11 protein-coding genes are annotated in these 15,940 nt (G+C 72.0%); 7 read left to right on the top strand and 4 right to left on the bottom strand.

Annotated elements, in window-relative coordinates; all coding sequences use genetic code 11:
• Window positions 1-2: 2 nt before the first annotated feature.
• The 4 genes from AC0682_RS11325 to AC0682_RS11310 all read left to right on the top strand — a co-directional run bounded on the left by AC0682_RS11325 (window position 3) and on the right by AC0682_RS11310 (window position 6,045).
• Entirely contained in the window at window positions 3-602 is a 600-nt protein-coding gene (locus AC0682_RS11325) for a (2Fe-2S)-binding protein (RefSeq protein WP_254811430.1), read from the top strand.
• On the top strand, window positions 599-3,055 hold the full coding sequence (gene pucD, locus AC0682_RS11320) for a xanthine dehydrogenase subunit D (protein ID WP_478532381.1): 2,457 nt from the start codon (window positions 599-601) through the stop codon (window positions 3,053-3,055). Before AC0682_RS11325 ends, pucD begins: the two co-directional genes overlap by 4 nt.
• A 347-nt stretch (window positions 3,056-3,402) precedes the next feature.
• Complete coding sequence (locus AC0682_RS11315) at window positions 3,403-4,860, top strand: NCS2 family permease (protein WP_478532380.1); 1,458 nt, start codon at window positions 3,403-3,405, stop codon at window positions 4,858-4,860.
• Between the two features lie 42 nt (window positions 4,861-4,902).
• A complete protein-coding gene (locus AC0682_RS11310) occupies window positions 4,903-6,045 on the top strand; it encodes an XdhC family protein (protein ID WP_254811427.1) in 1,143 nt (380 codons plus the stop codon).
• A gap of 70 nt (window positions 6,046-6,115) precedes the next feature.
• Here the strand turns inward: AC0682_RS11310 and AC0682_RS11305 are convergent, their stop codons facing one another.
• Window positions 6,116-7,669: a peptidoglycan-binding protein gene (locus tag AC0682_RS11305; RefSeq protein ID WP_478532379.1), complete on the bottom strand. Its 1,554-nt coding sequence runs from the start codon at window positions 7,667-7,669 to the stop codon at window positions 6,116-6,118.
• A 249-nt stretch (window positions 7,670-7,918) separates the two neighbouring features.
• Window positions 7,919-8,650 (bottom strand): nitroreductase family protein, encoded by a 732-nt coding sequence (locus AC0682_RS11300; protein WP_478532377.1) that lies wholly within the window; start codon window positions 8,648-8,650, stop codon window positions 7,919-7,921.
• A 461-nt stretch (window positions 8,651-9,111) separates the two neighbouring features.
• Here AC0682_RS11300 and AC0682_RS11295 point away from each other — a divergent pair, with 461 nt between their 5' ends.
• From AC0682_RS11295 to AC0682_RS11285, 3 genes are read left to right on the top strand one after another with little or no spacing between them, the layout of a single operon-like run.
• The gene (locus tag AC0682_RS11295) at window positions 9,112-9,345 is read left to right on the top strand and encodes an acyl carrier protein (RefSeq protein WP_478532376.1); all 234 of its coding nucleotides are present in this window, start codon (window positions 9,112-9,114) and stop codon (window positions 9,343-9,345) included.
• Window positions 9,342-10,625: a beta-ketoacyl-[acyl-carrier-protein] synthase family protein gene (locus tag AC0682_RS11290; RefSeq protein WP_478532374.1), complete on the top strand. Its 1,284-nt coding sequence runs from the start codon at window positions 9,342-9,344 to the stop codon at window positions 10,623-10,625. The genes AC0682_RS11295 and AC0682_RS11290 overlap by 4 nt, the downstream gene beginning before the upstream one ends.
• A 24-nt stretch (window positions 10,626-10,649) precedes the next feature.
• On the top strand, window positions 10,650-11,567 hold the full coding sequence (locus AC0682_RS11285; protein ID WP_478532373.1) for an alpha/beta fold hydrolase: 918 nt from the start codon (window positions 10,650-10,652) through the stop codon (window positions 11,565-11,567).
• Between the two features lie 25 nt (window positions 11,568-11,592).
• On the opposite strand, the gene AC0682_RS11280 is transcribed toward AC0682_RS11285, so the two are convergent.
• Together AC0682_RS11280 and AC0682_RS11275 are read right to left on the bottom strand one after the other, a co-directional pair.
• Window positions 11,593-14,001, bottom strand: a complete 2,409-nt coding sequence (locus tag AC0682_RS11280; protein WP_478532371.1) for an endonuclease/exonuclease/phosphatase family protein — start codon at window positions 13,999-14,001, stop codon at window positions 11,593-11,595.
• A gap of 692 nt (window positions 14,002-14,693) precedes the next feature.
• The gene (locus AC0682_RS11275) at window positions 14,694-15,788 is read right to left on the bottom strand and encodes a glycoside hydrolase family 5 protein (protein WP_478532369.1); all 1,095 of its coding nucleotides are present in this window, start codon (window positions 15,786-15,788) and stop codon (window positions 14,694-14,696) included.
• Window positions 15,789-15,940 lie beyond the last annotated feature (152 nt).

Raw genomic sequence — 15,940 nt, 5'->3', positions numbered from 1 at the left:
CCATGCGAGTCAATTTCACGGTCAACGGCCGTCAGCAGGAAGCCGACGACGTGTGGGAGGGCGAGTCCCTTCTCTACGTGCTGCGTGAGCGTATGGGGCTGCCCGGTTCCAAGAACGCCTGCGAGCAGGGCGAGTGCGGGTCCTGCACGGTCCGGCTGGACGGCGTGCCCGTCTGCGCCTGTCTGGTCGCCGCCGGCCAGGTGGAGGGCCGCGAGGTCGTCACCGTCGAGGGCCTGGCCGACTACGCCAAGCACCGCGAGGACGCCCACCCCGGCGGCGGCTGCGCCACCCGCGCCTGCGGCACCACCCTGGACGCGGCCAAGCGCTGGCAGGCCCGGCCCACCGACGGCCAGACCGGCGAGGCCGTCGAGCTGTCCCCGATCCAGCAGGCGTTCATCGACGCCGGGGCCGTCCAGTGCGGCTTCTGCACCCCCGGCCTGCTGGTCGCCGCCGACGAACTGCTGGAGAACACCCCCTCCCCGTCCGACCAGGACATCCGTGAGGCGCTCTCCGGCAACCTGTGCCGCTGCACGGGGTACGAGAAGATCCTCGACGCGGTCCGCCTCGCGGCGGCCCGCCAGGGAGAGGCGGTCCAGTCATGACGACGCACCCCGAAGCCACGGCACGCCCCGGAGCCACGGCACCCAGGGCCCAGACCGTACCGGCCGGAACGCCCACCAAGATCACCCAGGGTTCGCCCACCAAGGGCGGCATCGGTGAGTCCACGCTCCGCCCCGACGGCACCCTCAAGGTCACCGGCGAGTTCGCGTACTCCTCCGACATGTGGCACGAGGACATGCTCTGGGGCCAGACACTGCGCTCCACCGTCGCCCACGCCGAGATCGTCTCCATCGACACCTCCGAGGCGCTCGCCACCTCCGGTGTCTACGCGGTGCTGACCTACGACGACCTCCCGGCCGAGATGAAGAACTACGGCCTGGAGATCCAGGACACCCCCGTCCTCGCCGACGGCAGGGTCCGCCACCACGGCGAGCCGGTCGCCCTCGTGGCCGCCGACCACCCGGAGACGGCCCGCCGCGCCGCCGCCAAGATCAGGATCGAGTACCGGGAGCTGCCGCTCGTCACCGACGAGGCCTCGGCCACCGCGCCCGACGCCCCGCTCGTCCACGAGGGCCGCGACGACCACCACATCGGCCACGTCCCGCATCCCAACATCGTCCACCGCCAGCCGATCCTCCGGGGCGACGCCGACGAGGCCGCCAAGCGCGCCGACGTGATCGTCAAGGGCGAGTACGTCTTCGGGATGCAGGACCAGGCCTTCCTCGGCCCCGAGTCCGGTCTCGCCGTGCCCTCCGAGGACGGCGGGGTCGAGCTGTACGTCGCCACCCAGTGGCTGCACTCCGACCTCAAGCAGATCGCCCCCGTCCTCGGCCTCCCCGAGGACAAGGTCCGCATGACGCTCTCCGGCGTCGGCGGGGCCTTCGGCGGTCGCGAGGACATCTCGATGCAGATCCACGCCTGTCTGCTGGCGCTCCGCACCGGCAAGCCGGTCAAGATCGTCTACAACCGGTTCGAGTCCTTCTTCGGCCATGTCCACCGGCACCCGGCGAAGCTCACCTACGAGCACGGCGCCACCAAGGACGGCAAGCTCACCCACATGAAGTGCCGGATCGTCCTGGACGGCGGGGCCTACGCCTCCGCCTCCCCGGCGGTCGTCGGCAACGCCTCCTCGCTCTCGGTCGGCCCGTACAAGATCGAGGACGTCGACATCGAGGCGATCGCCCTCTACACCAACAACCCGCCCTGCGGGGCGATGCGCGGCTTCGGCGCGGTCCAGGCATGCTTCGCCTACGAGGCGCAGATGGACAAACTGGCCGCGAAGCTCGGCATGGACCCGGTGGAGTTCCGGCAGATCAACGCCATGGAGCAGGGCACCCTGCTGCCCACCGGCCAGGTCTGCGACTCGCCGGCGCCGGTCGCCGAGCTGCTGCGCCGGGTCAAGGCCCGTCCGCTGCCGCCCGAGCAGGAGTGGCTGACGGCCGGCGCCGACGGCACCTCCGTCGACGTCCGGGCGCTGCCCGGCGGACTCTCCAACACCACCCACGGCGAAGGCGTCGTGCGAGGCATCGGCTACGCGGTCGGCCTGAAGAACGTCGGCTTCTCCGAGGGCTTCGACGACTACTCCACCGCCCGCGTCCGGATGGAGGTCATCAACGGCGAGCCGGTCGCCACCGTGCACACCGCGATGGCCGAAGTCGGCCAGGGCGGCGTCACCGTCCACGCCCAGATCGCCCGGACCGAACTCGGGGTCAACCAGGTCACCATCCACCCCGCCGACACCCGTGTCGGCTCCGCCGGTTCCACCTCCGCCTCCCGCCAGACGTACGTCACCGGCGGCGCGGTCAAGAACTCCTGCGAAGCCGTACGGGAGAAGGTCCTGGAGCTGGGCCGCACCAGGTTCGGCACCTACCACCCGGCCTGGGCAACCGCCGAACTCCTCCTGGAGGGCGGCAAGGTCGTCACCGACGGCGGCGAGGTCCTCGCGGACCTGGCCGACGTGCTGGAGGACGAGGTCGTCGACATCGAGCTGGAGTGGCGCCACCGGCCCACCGAGGCGTTCGACCTCCGTACCGGACAGGGCAACGGCCACGTCCAGTACTCCTTCGCCGCCCACCGCGCGGTCGTCGAGGTCGACACCGAACTGGGGCTGGTCAAGGTCATCGAACTGGCCTGCGCCCAGGACGTCGGCAAGGCGCTCAACCCGCTCTCCGTCCTCGGCCAGATCCAGGGCGGCACCCTCCAGGGCATGGGCGTCGCCGTGATGGAGGAGATCATCGTCGACCCGAAGACCGCGAAGGTGCGCAACCCCTCCTTCACGGACTACCTCCTCCCCACCATCCTCGACACGCCGACGATCCCGGTCGACGTGCTCGAACTCGCCGACGAGCACGCCCCGTACGGGCTGCGCGGCATCGGCGAGGCCCCCACCCTGTCGTCGACCCCGGCCGTCCTCGCGGCGATCCGGAACGCGACCGGGCTGGAGCTGAACAGGACACCGGTACGCCCCGAGCACCTCACCGGCACCAGTTCCTGACGGGCCGCCGGGTGATCTCCCACCGGTCGTCACCCGGCAGCCCCTGAGCGGTCCCCCCCCCGACTCTCCGGGCGGTGTGCTGAGCCGAGAACGTCACACTTTTCCGCACCCCGCACCGCCCGGAGACACCAAGCACCGCACCGCTCACGGTTCTTGGCCGAGCACCGGCGCCCCACCCCGGCGCCCGGCCTCGCCTCACGGATCGACACGTGCCACCGGCACCCCCGTATCTGCCTCAACAGTCCGTCCCGGCCGTCCCCGGGTCGTGCGGCCGTCGCAGTCATCCCAAATCCCGCATTCAGGAATCTCCAAGCGGGTGCCCCTGTGAACCTTGGGAGTCAGGCATCATGACCCAGCAGTCAGTGGAACCGGAGACCAGCGTGGAGCCCGCGGGCCCCGGTTCGCGCGTCCCCGCCGGAAGATCATGGCTCGACCGGTACTTCCACATATCCGAACGAGGCTCCACGCTCGCGCGCGAAACGCGCGGCGGCGTCACGACCTTCATGGCCATGGCGTACATCCTCCTGCTCAACCCGCTCATCCTCGGCGGGGAGGACGTCGACGGCAACCTCCTCGGACAGAGCGGCCTGATCACCGCGACCGCCTTCGCCGCGGCCGCGACCACCCTGCTCATGGGCTTCGTCGGCAAGGTGCCCCTCGCGCTGGCCGCCGGACTCAGCGTCTCCGGTGTGCTCGCCTCGCAGGTGGCGCCCAACATGACCTGGCCGCAGGCCATGGGCATGTGTGTGATCTACGGTGTGGTGATCTGTCTCCTGGTGGTCACCGGCCTCCGCGAGATGATCATGAACGCGATACCGCTCGCGCTCAAGCACGGCATCACCATGGGTATCGGGCTCTTCATCGCCCTGATCGGCCTCTACAAGGCGGGCTTCGTCCACCAGGGCACGGCCACCCCGGTCTCCCTCGGCCCGGCCGGTGAACTCGCCGGCTGGCCCGTCCTGATCTTCTGCGTGACCCTGCTCCTCATCTTCATGCTCCAGGCGCGCGACATCCCCGGCGCGATCCTGATCGGCATCATCGTCGGCACCCTGGTGGCCATCGTCATCAACGCGGTCGTCGACATCGACTCCAAGGACTGGAGCAGCGGCCCGCCCGCCCTGGACGGCAGTGCGGTCGCCATGCCCGACTTCTCGCTCTTCGGGAACGTGGAGTTCGGCGGCTGGGGCGACGTCGGGGTGATGACCGTCGGCATGATCGTCTTCACCCTGGTGCTGGCCGGCTTCTTCGACGCGATGGCCACCATCATCGGCGTCGGCACCGAGGCCAAGCTCGCCGACGACAAGGGCCGGATGCCGGGCCTGTCGAAGGCGCTGTTCGTCGACGGCGCCGGCGGTGTCATCGGCGGTGTCGCCTCGGGCTCCGGCCAGACGGTCTTCGTCGAGTCGGCCACCGGGGTCGGTGAGGGGGCCCGGACCGGGTTCGCCTCCGTCGTCACCGGCCTCTTCTTCGCCGCCTGCCTCTTCTTCACCCCGCTCACCGCGATCGTGCCGACCGAGGTGGCCTCCGCCGCCCTCGTCGTCATCGGCGCGATGATGATGCAGAACGCCCGGCACGTGGACTGGGGCGACCGCTCCGTCGCCATCCCGGTCTTCCTCACCGTGGTCCTGATGCCCTTCACGTACACCATCACCACCGGTGTCGCCGCGGGTGTCATCGCCTACTCCGCCATCAAGCTCGCCCAGGGCCGGGCCCGCGAGGTCGGGGCCTTCATGTGGGGGCTGACGGTGGTCTTCCTCGTCTTCTTCGCCCTCAACCCGATCGAGAGCTGGCTCGGCGTCCACTGACGCCGGCCGACCATCCCCTCCCTCATCCAAAGGAGAGACGCCATGCTGGACATCGCCGAAGAGCTGAACCGGTGGGTCTCGCAGGGACGCGAGTTCGCCGTCGCCACCGTGGTGGCGGTCGGCGGCAGCGCGCCCCGGCAGCCGGGAGCCGCCCTCGCCGTCGACCGTGACGGCACGGCCATCGGCTCGGTCTCCGGCGGCTGTGTGGAGGGCGCGGTCTACGAGCTGTGCCGACAGGTCCTGGAGGACGGCCGATCCGTCCGCGAGCGCTTCGGCTACAGCGACGAGGACGCCTTCGCGGTCGGCCTGACCTGCGGCGGCGTCATCGACATCCTGGTCACACCGGTGCGGGCGGACGATCCCGCCCGCCCGGTGTTCGCCGCGGCCCTCGCGGCCGCCGCCGAGGGGACGGCGACGGCCCTGGCCCGGGTCACGGACGGCCCTGACGAACTGCTCGGCCGCCCGCTCCTCGTCCGCCCCGACGGGAGTCACGAGGGCGGGCTCGGCGGCCACCCGGCCCTGGACCGGACCGCCGCCGCCGAGACCCGCGCACTCCTGGACGCGGGCCGCACCGGACCGCTCACCATCGGCGAGCAGGGCTCCCGCTGCGGCCGCCCGATCCAGCTCCTGGTCGAGTCCAGCGTGCCCCCGCCCCGCATGATCGTCTTCGGCGCCATCGACTTCGCCGCCGCCCTGGTGCGGGCCGGGAAGTTCCTGGGCTACCGGGTCACCGTCTGCGACGCCCGCCCGGTCTTCGCCACCGCCGCGCGCTTCCCCGAGGCTGACGAGGTCGTCGTCGAGTGGCCCCACCGCTACCTCGCGGGGACCGTCACCGACGCCCGTACGGTGCTCTGCGTCCTCACCCACGACGCCAAGTTCGACGTCCCCCTGCTGGAGGCCGCCCTCCGCCTCCCGGTCGCCTACGTCGGCGCGATGGGCTCCCGCCGCACCCACCTCCAGCGCAACGACCGCCTGCGCGAGGTCGGCCTCACCGACCGCGAACTGGCCCGCCTGCACTCCCCGATCGGCCTCGACCTCGGAGCCCGTACGCCGGAGGAGACCGCCCTGTCCATCGCCGCCGAGATCGTCGCGGCCCGCCGCGGCGGCAGCGGCGCCCCGCTCACCGGCGCCCACACCCCCATCCACCACGACGACAGCGGGCAGCCGCTGGCTTCGGTGGCCTGACCACACGGCGGAACCGGCTGACCCCCGGGGCGGTGGAGGCCCCGGGGGTCACTGCTTTGCCGAGCGTCGGTCAGCGCCCCGCCTGCAGCGCTCCCCACGTCGCCGGGCCGACCTTGCCGTCGACGCCCAGGCCGCGGCTGCTCTGGTAGTTGCGCACGGCGGTCTCCGTGGCCGGGCCGAAGCTGCCGTCGGCATCGACCGTGGTGCCGAGCGCGGCCGTCAGGGCGCGCTGGAGGCGCTTGACCGCGTCGCCGGAGCTGCCCCGGGAGAGGGCGGGGGTGGTACCGGCCGAGAGGAGGGCCGTCCAGGTCTTCGGGCCGACCGCGCCGTCGGCGGTCAGCGAACGGGCGCGCTGGAACGCCTGGGTGGCGCTCTTGGTGGTCGGGCCGAAGACGCCGTCGGCGGTTCCGGCCGCGTACCCCTGGGCGTTGAGCAGCTGCTGGATCGCCTTCACCTGCGGGCCGGTGGAGCCGGACTGCTGGAGGGTGTACGAGGGGAAGGTCAGGCCGTCACCGGGGGTGCCGGGGCTCCCCCCGATCAGCTGCATGTAGTAGTTCCAGTTCCAGTGGGGGCCGGGGTCGGTGTGTGTGGCGCCGGGGGCCTCGCTGTGGCCGATGATGTGCGACCGGGTCTTCGGGATGTTGTACCGCGCGGCCAGGTGCTTGGTGAGGGCGGCGGAGGAGCGGTACATCGCCTCCGTGTACCAGGCCGGGTTGTCGACGTAGCCCTCGTGCTCGATCCCCACGGACGAGGAGTTGACGCTGCCGGCGTGCCAGGCGGTGTCCTTCTCCAGGACCGACTGCGTGACCTCGCCGTCCGACGAGCGGATCGTGTAGTGCGCGCTGACCTTCGACGCCGGGTTCTGGTACCAGCTGATGGAACCGGCGTACGAACCCTGCGTGGTGTGGATGACCACCTTGTCGATGGCGGCCTTGCGGCCGACGACGTAGTTGCCCGAGTAGGCGGCGACCCAGCGGGCCGTGGGGTAGTCGGGGCTCTGCGCGTAGATTCCGGCGGACGGCACCTCGTCCTTCTCCGGGGCGACCGGGCGGGAGGGGACCCGCACCCTCTCGCCGCCGGGCGCGGTGGCGTCCAGGCCCTCCGCGAGGAACGTGAACACCGTGTCCGCGTAGAGCGCCGCCGCCGGGCCCTCCGCCTCGCTGTACCGGGCGACCGCCGGATACCAGGCGTTCACGTCGCTCCGCTCCGCACGGTCCAGGCCGAGGCGGTCGGCGTGGTCGCGCAGGACGGCGGCGCCGCCGAGGATGTTCGTCGCGGTGTCCCGGCGCAGCCGGTCGGCCGACTCCCCGGTCAGCGCGGCGGCCTTCTCCAGCGAGCGGTTCACCGGGTTGCTGGCCAGGTGCATCACGCCGTAGCCGTTCGCCTGGCTGGGCAGCCCGGAGTGGCCGTCCAGCCGGCTCTCGCCGTAGCCGACGGCCGCCAGCAGGTCGCGCGGTACGCCGTACTCCCGCGCCGCGCGGTCGAAGGCGCGGTTCAGCGGGTCGGTGGCGTCCGGGGCCGGAGCGGCGGTCGCGGGCTGGCCGGTGGCCACCAGGGCGCAGACCGTGAGGGCCGCCAGGACGGACGCGCGGACCCGGGTGCGGGCGAGGGGGCTTCTGGGCATGGGTGCTCCTGCTCTGTGGGACATCCGGGGCGGGAAGAGAGAAGCCCTCGGGTCCGGTGTGCGGGGCCGAGGGGCTGCGAGCGCCCCCCAGGCTAACCAGCTGAGAAGGGCATGACAATGACGTCGGGATCGCGGCGTGTCAGACAACTCTCCTGACAGGAAGGACAGTTGACGGGCAATTAGGGCCTGTCGGGTGACGGGGTGTATCACCCGACAGGGGGTGTCATGGGCCGATCGGCCCCGTCTTCGCTACCAGCGGTCGCGGTGGACGACCTCCGCGACGGGGCGCCGCCGCACCGGCCCGAAGTTGCCCAGGGGCCGGCCCACCGGAACGGCGGCGAACGTCGCCATGTCCTCGGGGATGCCCAGCTCCCGCTTCCACTCCTGCTCCAGGAACAGGTGCCAGATGGTGATGTTCGCCGCGAGCCCCAGGCCCCGTGCCGCGAGCAGCAGGTTCTGGACGCCCGGGTAGACGCAGGACCCCTCCGCCAGTGCCTGGAAACGCGCCTGAGAGGACATCATCCGCTCGGTCGCCTCCGGTCCGAGCGCCTGCGCGGAGGCGATCAGCCCCTCCTCGTCGAGCCGGGGCTCGGGGAAGCGGTAGCAGGGGATGATCAGGACCGGAGTGTCCGCGAAGTGGTCGCGCTGGTACTCGATCGCGGCGACCATCCGGCCGTAGGCCGCCTCGTCCATGCCCTTCGGCGCGTACTTCCCGGTCGTCGCCAGATACGAGTCCACGCACCGCTTCCACAGCGGCGCCAGACGGGCCATCACGTCGCGGTCGGTGACCACGACGTACTCGTAGCACTGCATGTTGCCACCGCTGGGACCCCAGACGGCGGCCTGTATGAGCTGGTCGATCGTCTCGTCCGGGATGGCGTCCGGCTTGAGGCGGCGCATGGCGCGCATGGTGGACATGGTGTCGAAGAGCGCGGGGCCGCCGGGGGCGGAGGGCTCGTGCTGAACCGTTTCAGTGGTCATGATCGCGGATTCTAAGGGCTCTCCCGCCAGGGATTGCGGGACAGCTTTCAGGTAGCTTCCCCGGCCGCCGGCCCGCCGCGATCCCGACGAGGTACGGGATCGGTCCAAGGGTGTGCGGACTGCGTGCCGTACCCCGTGGGGCCGCGCGGTCCGGAGCCCGGCAGGCTGATCGACTCGAAGAGGTGGCGGCGCGTCTGACCGACTCCCTTCGGACGGGAGGGCGCGCGGCGTCCTGCGGCCCGCCCGGGCGGCCCTCCGCGGCCCCCGCCCCGCCCGGCCGCACCAGGGATTCGTACACCTGGACAGAGCTCCCACCGCACGGGGGAACGGAGGCTGGGAACCTCTCGCCGAAGGCGTATAAAGGGTCCTTCCGGAGCAGCCGGCGTCCCCCGATGGCCCATGCCCACCCTGACCCCCAACGCGCGGCCGGCGTCACCGCGTCACTGAGCCCAGGAGCGCCAATGACCACCTCGGAAGAGATCAGCGCCCTGCTGGTAGCGAAGTTCGGAACCGACCCCGAGGCCCTTCGCCCCGATGTTCCGCTGCACCGGCTGCGGCTGGACTCCCTCGCCCTGGAGGAGCTGCGGCTCCTCATCGAGGACCGGCTCGACGTGGACCTGGAGGACGTCGTGCTCACCTCGCGCGACACCCTCGGGCGGCTGGTCGAGGCCGTCCACGCCAAGGCCACCGCATGAGCGCCCCGGAGGCCCCCGCACCCCGCGCCGCCGGGCCCTACCGCCGTGCGCCGCTCGCCCCCTTCGAGGCCTCCGTCACCGGGGTCGGCCTGGTCACCGCGGCCGGTACCGGCACCCGGGCCGCCTGGCACGGCGTCACCGAGCGGCTCGCCCCCAACGTCGGCACCCGGCCCGAACTCGACGGCCTGCCCTGCGACTTCTTTTACTCCGTCACCGACTGCGACCCGCGCGAGCTGCTCGGGGTGGCCGCCCAGCGGCTGATGGACCGTGTCGCCCAGCTCGCCGTCATCGCCGCCCGCGAGGCCGTCGTGGACGCCGGGCTCGACCCGGCCCTCTGGGAGAGCGGCCGGGTCGGGATCGTCATCGGCTCGGCCCACGGCGGGCTGCCCTTCTACGACGAGCAGCACGCCGTCCTCACCGGGCGCGGGGCCCGCCGTGTGTCGCCGAAGCTCGCCCCCCTCAGTGTCGTCAACGGCGCGGCCAGCAGTGTCAGCCTGGACCTCGGCATCCAGGGCCCCAGTCTCGCCGTCTCCACGGCCTGCTCGTCCGGGACCGTCGCCATCGGCACCGCCCACCAGATGCTCCGCTCCGGGGCCTGCGACATCGTCATCGCGGGCGGCGCCGAATCCACCTGCACCCGGCTCCTGATCGCGAGTGCCTGCAGCCTCAAGGCCGTCTCCACCCGCCGCGAGGACCCCACCGCCGCCTGCCGCCCCTTCGACACCCACCGCGACGGCTTCGTCGTCGGTGAGGGCGCGGGCCTCCTCGTCCTGGAGCACCCGGACCACGCCCGCGCCCGGGGCGCCACGGTCCGCGCCAAGGTGAACGGGTACGGGGCCTCCAGCGACGCCCACTCCGCCGTCGCCCCCGACCCCGGGGGGCTCGGCATCGAACACGCCCTGCGCACCGCCCTCGCGGACGCCGGGCTCTCCCCGGCTGATGTCGGACACGTCAACGCGCACGGCACCTCCACGCTCTCCAACGACCTCATCGAGGCGACCATGCTCCGCCGCGTCCTCGGCGAGAACCCCCTGGTCACCTCCACCAAGGCGATGACCGGTCACACCCTCGGCGCGGCGGGCGGCATCGAGACCGCGCTCACCGTCCTCGCCCTCCAGCACCAACTGGTGCCGCCCACGGTCAATCTGGACGCGCCCGACCCGGAGATCGCGCTGGAGGTCGTCGCCAAGGAGGCCCGGGCCGCCTCCTTCGACTGCGCGGTCAAGACCTCGCTCGGCTTCGGCGGCCACAACGCGGCGCTCGTCCTCACCAGGGCCTGACCGAAAGGGAGTGGGGAAGCAGCCATGCCCCAGGAGATCATCCGGACGCTCTCGGTGGACGGAGTGCGCTACGGCTATCGCGTCCTGCGCCACGACCGCGGCGCGGGGGCCGGACCCGTCACCGAACCGGCGCTCGTCATCGGCGGCGCGCTCCAGGGCATGTACGGCTGGCCGCAGATGGACGACCACCTGGGCCCGGCCACCGACGTGGTCACCGCCGACCTGCCCGGGATGGGCTCCGCCGACCCCCTGCCGCCCGGCCCCAGCGCCGACATCCTGCGCCGGGCGGTCCTCGCGATCGCGGACGACCTGGGCGCCCCGCGGCTGAACCTCTTCGGCTTCTCCTACGGCACCGCCATCGCCTTCGGTTTCGCCCAGCACCACCCCGAACGGGTGGCCCGGCTCGCCCTCGGCGGCGTACCGGTCCATATCGACGGTGCCCAGGTCGACCGCTGGGTGCGGGCGCGGGAGCTGCTGGCGGGCGGGGACCACGACGGGTTCGCCGCCCTGGCCGCCGACGCGCTGATGTGTCTGGATCCAGAACGCCCGGTCTATCGGAGGGAGTTGGCCCGACGCTATGTGCGCCGCTCGTTCCTGCACGCGCTCACCCGTTCGCCGCACGCGGCGGACTCGCTCCACCGTGCGCTGGCCGACCGGCCGGACTACTCCGGCGGGCTGAGCGGGGTGCCGGCGCTGGTCTTCGCGGGGGAGCACGACACGGTGACCTCGCCCGCGCGGCAGCGGGAGTTCGCGGCGACGATCGAGGGCAGCCGGTTCCTGACGCTCCCGGAGTCCGACCACTGGGTGGTGCTCGAACGGGCCGTCGAGGTAGCGGAGTTGGTGACCCGGTTCTTCACTCGGGCGCCGGAGGCGGAAGGGGCGCCCCTGGACGCCCCCGTCACCCTGCCCCGCCAGGCGGGTGCCCCGGTGGGCCGGAGCTGAGCATCCGGCCCACCGGGCATCGGCCTCAGAACCAGAAGCCGCCGGTCTTCACCCGCACCACCTGCGGGTCGTGGTCGCTCGCCTGGTCGGCGAACTCCGCGTTGATGTGCACCACGTCGTAGTCGAAGCGCCGGATCGACGGGCTCGTCAGAATGTGGTCCAGGGTCTGCGAGTTGCCGTCGTAGACATAGCTGTAGCGTTCCGCGGCGGGCAGCGTCGTGATCAGCGGCGTGAGCACCTTGCCCTTGGTCAGGGCCGTGAACGTCGGGGAGAACTCGAAGTCGTTGAAGTCCCCGAGCGCCACCACCCGCGCGGACTTGTCCGCCTTCAGCAGCGAGGTGACGAAGGCGTTCACCTCGGTGGCCTGCTGGATCCGCTTGGCCTCCGAGGAGCGGTTCGGCTCCTGGAAGCGGCCGTGGAGCGGCTGGTCACCGCCCTTGGAGCCGAAGTGGTTGCCGATGACGAAGACCGGCTTGCCACGGAAGGTGAACTCACCCACCAGCGGCTTGCGGCTGGCCTGCCACGCCGGGCTCGCCGGGTTGATCCGGCCGGGCGACGCGGAGAGCTTCACGCCCTTCCAGGTCTTCACCGCCTCCACCGGGGTGGTGGCGTCGCCGCCCGGCCGGTCGACGAAGGAGACCCGCTGGGGGTTGAAGAGGAAGACGTTGCGGATGTTGCCGCCGGGCTCGCCGCCGTCCTTGTTGTTCTCCGGGGCGATGTAGCGCCAGGCGTAGCGCGGGCCGCCCTGGGCGGCGATCGCGTCCGTGAACCGCTTCAGCGTCGCCTCGGAGCCGACCGTGCCGTCGTTGACCGGCCCGTTGTCGTCCTGGATCTCTTCCAGCGAGACGATGTCGGGGGAGGCGAGGTTCTTCGCGACGCCCTCCGCCAGCGTGTCGAACTTGGCCTGCCCGTCCAGCGCGTCCAGGTTCTCCACGTTGTACGTGGCGATGGCCAGCTCGTCCTTCTTCTGCTTGCGCGTCACCTCGCGCTGCAGCTTCTTGTCGACGTGCGTGCCCAGCTCGGTGGCCTGGAGGTTGTAGCCGCCGTAGGAGGCGTAGTCGAGGACGCCGGTGGTGCGGCCCTTCAGCACGTCGCCCACGTTCGCCGTGGGGATCGGCCGCGCCGGGTCCAGCGACATCACCTTGAGGCGGCCGGTGTTCTGGTCCTCGTACGAGGCGTAGAGTGTGCCGCCGCGCCGGGTCGGGTTCTCCTTCGGCTTGACCGTCACCCAGATCTCGTCGTACGCCGTCGTCGCCCCGGTCACCCGGGTGTCGGCGATCTGGACCCGGACGCCCTCCAGCGACTCGTACAGGTCCAGGGCGTACCGGTCCGGCTCCAGCGGCAGCGGGTCGACGGATCCGCCGCCCGCCGAGGGTACGTAACGGCCGGGCACCGAGCGGGCGTCGAGGACGACCGGGGCGGGCAGCGCGTTGCCGGAGGAGAGGACCGTCACGCGGGGCGAGGCGATCTGGGTGATCGACTGGGTGGCGGCGCCCGCGTAGTACTCGGCCACCTTCCCGCTCACCAGGACCGAGTCCCCGATCTTCACGGTGGGCGCGGCGGAGCCGGTGTAGACGAACAGGCCCTCGCTGGTGCGCGGGTCGTCGTCGGGCGCGGTCTCCTGGATCCAGAAGCCGCGCGAACCCGTGGCCCGGACGCCGGTGACGACGCCCGGCACGCCGGTGACCGCCGTGCCGTTGAGCGGGGAGACGCGGGTGGTGCCCTGGATGTCGTGGATGCGCACCGGGCCGGGCTCGGTCGGGCCGGGCTCCTCGGGCCCCTGGCCGCCGCCGGACGTCTCTCCCGCCGTGTTGACGGGAGTCGGCGCACCGGTGGAGAAGTCGGCGGCGTTGTCGTCGGTGTCCGCCAGTGAGGCGGCCCGGTGGACGGAAGCGGTGGCCGAGGGGGTGGGGGCCGGGCCGCTGCCCTCCCGGACGACCGCGGAACCGTAACCGACCAGGTCCACGATCCGGGGCTCGGCCGCACAGTCCGCCGCCGTCTTGCAGGTGAGCGGCGTGGTGCCGGAGACCAGCGCCACCGTGCCGCTCCCGGCCGCCATCGCGATGGTGCCGGTGGCGTCCGGCGTGGGCAGGGCGACGGTGCCGCCGGTGCCCGCCGCCTGGGCGACGAGGTAGCGGCCGCCGGGGGCGATCGACCCCGTGAGGGCGGAGACCTGCCACGAGGAACCGGCCGACGGGGCACCCGGGAGGTACTGGACGCTGAAGCCGCCGACCTCGAACGGGGCGGAGCCGGCGTTGGCCAGCTCCACGAAGTCCCGGGTCAGCGTCGCGCCGGAGTTGCCCCCGCCGCCGTACACCTCGGAGATCACCGCGGTGGCGGACGGGGCCGCCTGGGCGGCGGGCAGGGCGGTGACCGCGAGCGCGACGGCGACGGCGCCGGTCAGCAGGACGGAACCGGATCTGGATATCTGCACGGGAGGTGCCCCTCAGCTTGGTGGTAAGAGCCAAAAACTATGCGCGTAGAACGGGGCGTGACAAGGCATCATCGGTTAATTCCCGGCATCATCCGCATGGAGAACAGGCTGCTGTGCCGACGCGCGCTTGCGCCCGGGCCCTTCGCGCCCCCGCCATACGCCCGCCCACATGCGGAAATATCCAGTTCATGCGCCCCGGGAGACGAGCGTCCGTCATCCGGCCAACGGATCGACCGGGTTACGCCGTTGTGGCTACGCGCGCGCCGTGCGGCGATCCGCACACCGGACGGCGCGAGGCCATGGCGAACAGGAGCGCGGGTGCTCCGATGCGTGTCACCGCGTCCAAGCGCACCCAGCCCCTGAGTGACCGCGGCCGGAGTCCCTCCGGCTCTTCCCCGGCCGCGGCCGCCGCCCACGTCCCGCGCCGAGCGGCTGTTCGGGGGAGGCGTCCCCCCCGGACCGGCACCGCCCTGCTCTTCGTCCCGGCGGTGGTGGACGCCGCGTCGGCCGGCTCAGGGGCCCTGTGCCGGGGCCTCCGCACACGGCGGGCAGTGCGATCCACCTGCCCCTGGGCGCCGATGGCCCGGCCGGCGCCGAGCCCTGCTCCCGCGAGCGGGCCGGGTGGCTCCCGTCGGAGGTCTCCGAGCGGGCCATGGCCCACCGTGCCGCCGAGACGAAGGGGGAGGGCCGGGTCACTGGCGGATGCGCTCGCGGATCCAGACCCCGGCCTCCTTGAGGACCCCGGTCCCGGTCCACTGGGTACCGCTGCAGGTGCCGGTCTTGAAGACGGCACCGGAGCGGTGGTCGTCGGAGTAGTTCCAGTTGGTCCAGGAGATCTTCTTGCGCTTCATCAGGTCGAGGTAGCGCTGCGACATCGCGAAGTCGTTGGCGCCCTCGCCCGCGTAGTTCTGCGTCCCGAACTCGGTGACGAACACGGGGAGCCGGTCGGACGCCCGGTCCAGAGTCGCGAGATACGCCTCGCGGTGCGAGGCCGCGTAGAAGTGGAAGGTGTACATGATGTTCGAGGCGCGGACCGGGTTGTTGACCACCTCGGACTCGTTCGAGCCCTCCGAGACCCCGAACGAGGACCAGGCGCGCGTCCCCACCAGGACCACCGCGTCCCGGTCCTGCGCCCGGATCACCGGGATGATCTGCTCGGCGTAGGACCTGATGGCCGACCAGCTCACCCCCGAGGGCTCGTTGGCGATCTCGTAGAGCACGCCCGGGTGGTCCTTGTACTTCTTGGCCATCGCGGTGAAGAACGTCTTGGCCCGGTCGAGGTTGGCGTTCGGGTCGCCCGGCGAGAGCATGTGCCAGTCGATGACCGCGTACATCCCGCGCGCGTGCGCCTGGTCGACGAACTTCTGCGCCCGCGCGGTGAACCCGGCGGGGTCGGTCTCGTACCCGCCCTCCTGTACGTAGGTGGAGACGCGCAGCACGTCGGCGCGCCAGTCGTGGGCGAGGGCGTTGAGGGACCCGTCGGTGACGCACTGGGCGTACCACTGGGTGCCGTGGGTGCTCATGCCGTTCAGGGCGATCGCCTGGCCGGAGGCGTTGCAGAGCTGGAGACCGCAGACGCGGAGCTGGCCGTTGGCGGCGAGCGGGGTGGCGGCCCTGGCCGTGGCGGGCTCGGAGGGGGCGGGGGCGGCTCCGGCCCGGGCGGGGGTCAGGAGTGCGGTGACCACGCCGAGCGCGGACGCGGCGAGCAGGGCCTTGCGGATGAAGCGGCGCCGGCCGACCGTGGGGGTGGCCGTGGGCTCGGTGGGTGGCGTGGGGTGCTGGTGCATGGTGGTGCTCCCTTCGGATGGGGGTGGGAGACGCCATGTCGGCAGAACTGAAAGTAAAGCTTCCTTTCAATTGACGTCAAGAGTGTTGGGAAAGTTTCCTGTCTATTAGCCCGCGGGAACGTGCGGACAGAAGTGAGGGGCCCCGAAAGGCC

The organism is Streptomyces sp. NPDC043746, from assembly GCF_056436485.1.
This window is presented reverse-complemented; position numbering and strand designations above follow the sequence as displayed.